4 protein-coding genes and 1 pseudogene are annotated in these 3,676 nt (G+C 62.3%); 4 read left to right on the plus strand and 1 reads right to left on the minus strand.

The window, feature by feature from the left end; translation table 11 throughout:
- The 4 genes from pstA to phoB form a co-directional block, all read left to right on the plus strand.
- Nucleotides 1-940: phosphate ABC transporter permease PstA (gene pstA, locus EN984_RS26330; protein WP_127384058.1), on the plus strand; the 940-nt coding region annotated here is incomplete at its 5' end.
- A 17-nt stretch (nt 941-957) separates the two neighbouring features.
- Complete coding sequence (pstB, locus tag EN984_RS26335) at nt 958-1,782, plus strand: phosphate ABC transporter ATP-binding protein PstB (protein ID WP_127267721.1); 825 nt, start codon at nt 958-960, stop codon at nt 1,780-1,782.
- 26 nt (nt 1,783-1,808) lie between these two features.
- Entirely contained in the window at nt 1,809-2,516 is a 708-nt protein-coding gene (gene phoU / locus EN984_RS26340) for a phosphate signaling complex protein PhoU (protein ID WP_127267720.1), read from the plus strand.
- Between the two features lie 16 nt (nt 2,517-2,532).
- The gene (gene phoB, locus EN984_RS26345; RefSeq protein ID WP_010911896.1) at nt 2,533-3,222 is read left to right on the plus strand and encodes a phosphate regulon transcriptional regulator PhoB; all 690 of its coding nucleotides are present in this window, start codon (nt 2,533-2,535) and stop codon (nt 3,220-3,222) included.
- Nucleotides 3,223-3,238: 16 nt separating this feature from the next.
- Here the strand turns inward: phoB and EN984_RS26350 are convergent.
- Nucleotides 3,239-3,676: pseudogene (locus EN984_RS26350) on the minus strand (ROK family protein); the annotation flags it as partial.

The raw sequence follows: 3,676 nt of genomic DNA on the forward strand, positions 1-3,676 counted from the left end.
GGAAGGCGCCCGCGTCCAGTTGCGCGACATCGTTGCCGCCGATCCGTCCGTGATCGGCACGACACGCAACGTCAACATCCTCGCCGCCGCCAATCTCGACTCGGCTTTCAAGGGCCAGATCGACCTCAGTGTCGAGGAAGCGCGACGCAAGGTCTCGGACCAGCAGATCACCTGGATGAACAAGCTCAAGGCCGAGGGCGCGATGGCCGAGCACTTCAACAGCGGCCTGTTCACCTACGGCGCCTCCAGCCGCCCGGAAACCTCGGGCATGGGCGTGGCGATCATCGGCTCGTTTTATATGATGGTGATCGTGTTGCTCCTGGCGCTGCCGATCGGCGTCGCCGCCTCCATCTATCTGGAAGAGTTCGCCAAGAAGAACCGTTTCACCGACCTTATCGAGGTCAACATCAACAATCTGGCAGCGGTGCCGTCAATCGTCTTCGGCTTGCTCGGCCTCGCGGTGTTCATCAATTTCCTGGGCATGCCGCGCTCCGCCGCTTTCGTCGGCGGCCTGGTGCTGACACTGATGACGCTGCCGACGATCATCATCGCGACGCGCGCTGCACTTGCCGCGGTGCCGCCGTCGATCCGCTCGGCGGCTCTCGGTCTTGGCGCCTCCAAGATGCAGATGGTGTTCCAGCACATCCTGCCGCTTGCCGCACCCGGCATCCTCACCGGCACCATCATCGGTCTAGCGCGTGCGCTCGGTGAAACCGCGCCCCTGCTGCTAATCGGCATGGTCGCCTTCGTCGCCGATCCACCGACGACGCCTTTCGATCCGGCCACTGCGCTGCCGGTGCAGATCTATATGTGGGCGAACGAGGCCGAACGCGCCTTCGTCGAGCGCATGTCGGGCGCGATCATCATCCTGCTCGTCTTCCTCATGGCCATGAACATCACCGCGATCGTGCTTCGGCGTCGGTTCGAGCGGCGCTGGTAGAAAAAAGGCATTTTGGTATGAACATCATGACCGAACAGTCCCTTGAAAATGCAGTGGGCGATAAGATGAACGCCAAGTCGAACGAAGTGATCAAAATGCGTGGCGACAAGGTCGGCGTGTTCTATGGCGAGAAGCAGGCGCTGTTCGATGTCAATCTCGACGTCCGCCTGAATCAGGTGACGGCGCTGATCGGCCCCTCCGGCTGCGGCAAGTCGACCTTCCTGCGTTGCCTCAACCGCATGAACGACACCATCGATTCCGCGCGGGTAACCGGCAAGATAACGCTCGACGAAGAAGACATCTACGACAAGAACATCGATGTCGTCGAACTCAGGGCGCGCGTCGGCATGGTGTTTCAGAAACCCAATCCGTTCCCCAAGTCGATCTACGAGAACGTCGCCTATGGCCCGCGCATCCACGGATTGGCCAAGCGCAAGGCCGACATGGATCAGATCGTCGAGTCGAGCTTGAAGAAGGCGGCGATCTGGAACGAGGTGAAGGACCGTTTGCAGGAACCTGGCACGGGTCTTTCCGGTGGCCAGCAACAGCGTCTGTGCATTGCACGCGCCATCGCCGTGTCACCCGAGGTGATCCTGATGGACGAACCGTGTTCGGCGCTCGACCCGATCGCCACTGCTCGCGTCGAGGAACTGATCGACGAACTGCGCCAGAACTATACGATCGTCATCGTCACCCATTCGATGCAGCAGGCAGCGCGCGTGTCGCAGCGCACCGCGATGTTCCATCTAGGCTATCTGGTCGAGGAGGGCGCCACCGACAAGATGTTCACCACCCCCGACGACAAACGCACCCAGGACTACATCACCGGCCGGTTCGGCTGAGCTCAGGCATATGAGGGACGAAGATCATGGGTGAACATACCGTTGCATCTTTCGATGAGGATCTGGAGCAGATCAGCCAGCTGATCCGCGACATGGGCGATCTCGCCCGCTCGATGGTCAGTGGCTCGACCAAGGCTTTGCTCAATTCGGACAATGCGCTGGCGCAGCGCGTGGTTTCCGACGATGCGATCATGGATGCCCGCCAGCGCGAGCTGGACGATCGCGCCATCACGCTGATCGCCAAGCGCCAGCCAATGGCCAACGATCTGCGTGCGGTGGTCGGTTCGATCCGCATGGCCGGCGACCTCGAGCGCATCGGCGACCTTGCCAAGAACATCGCCAAGCGCGTCGGCACTGTCGGGCTGAGCGTCACGCCGCACGATCTTTCGCATTCGATCGACGCGATGGCGCAGCTGGTGCTGATCCAGGTGCAGGGGGTCGTCGACGAGTATGCCGCCGCTGACGCGGCAGCGCTTGCCACGCTCAGAAACAATGATGAACGCATCGACGTCAAATACACCTCGGTGTTCCGCGAGCTGCTGACCTACATGATGGAAGATCCCCGCAACATCACGGCGTGCACGCACCTGTTGTTTTGCGCCAAGAACCTCGAGCGGATCGGCGACCACGTGACCAACATCGCCGAAAATGCCTACTATGTTTTGACCGGCACGCAGCTGCCAGCCAATCGTCCGAAGCAGGACGAGACGGCAATGTCCGCGCCAGCGGCATAACAAGGGTGACCAGCCGATGATCGCACCACGCATCATGGTGGTGGAGGATGAGGAGCCGCTAGGCGTGCTGCTCCGCTACAATCTTGAATCCGAAGGTTACCAGGTCGAGGTGGTGACGCGCGGCGATGAGGCCGAAATCCGGCTGCAGGAGAACGTTCCCGATCTTCTGGTGCTCGACTGGATGGTGCCTGCGGTTTCGGGCATCGAACTCTGCCGGCGCCTGCGAATGCGTCCCGAGACCGAGCGGCTGCCGATCATCATGCTGACCGCGCGAGGCGAGGAAAGCGACCGCGTGCGCGGCCTGTCGACCGGCGCCGACGACTATCTGGTCAAGCCCTTCTCGACGCCGGAGTTCATGGCCAGGGTCAAGGCGCTGCTGCGCCGGGCCAAGCCGGAAGTGCTGTCCAGCGTGCTAAAGGTCGGCGATATCGTGCTCGATCGCGAGTCGCACCGTGTCTATCGCAAGAAGAGCGAGATCCGGCTTGGGCCGACGGAATTCCGCCTGCTCGAATTCATGATGCGCCATCCAGGCCGCGTGTTCTCGCGCAGCCAGCTGCTCGACAATGTCTGGGGCGAGACGATCTACATCGACGAGCGCACGGTCGACGTGCATGTCGGCCGGCTGCGCAAGGCGGTCAACAATGGCCGTATGCCTGATGTCATCCGCACGATCCGTGGGGCCGGATACGCCATCCGAGAGGACTGAACTCCCTCGTTTGAACTCACGCCACGTTCTTGCCGCCGAAACCGGATCTCGCCTGCACGCCCGGCGCAAAAATCTCCTGATCGACGAAGATCAGCGCCCGCATGGCGCAGCCTTCGCGGATCAGCGGCAGTTCGTTCGGCTCGGTGTCGAAGGAAATCGATTTGGAATGCTGGCCGCCGGCGGTCTGGGCAATCGCTTGCCGCAATGCCGGCTCGATCAGGTCGAAGGCGGCGGCGCTGACACCGACCATGGCGACCGGCGCCGGATCGATCAGCGCGAACAGGCTGCCGAGGCCGTAGCCGAGCGCTTCGCCGGCCTTGCGATAGGCTTCCCGTTCGGGTCCGTCACCTTCGCGGGCCGCGGCAGCCAGGGCGCGCATGTCGGCGTCGCTGACATCGGCGACGGGTTCTGCATCCTCGCCCATCTGCCTGGCGTCGCGCCAGATGGCGTAATT

The organism is Mesorhizobium sp. M7A.F.Ca.CA.004.12.1.1 (assembly GCF_003997835.1).
In the GTDB taxonomy this organism is placed as follows: Bacteria; Pseudomonadota; Alphaproteobacteria; order Rhizobiales; family Rhizobiaceae; genus Mesorhizobium.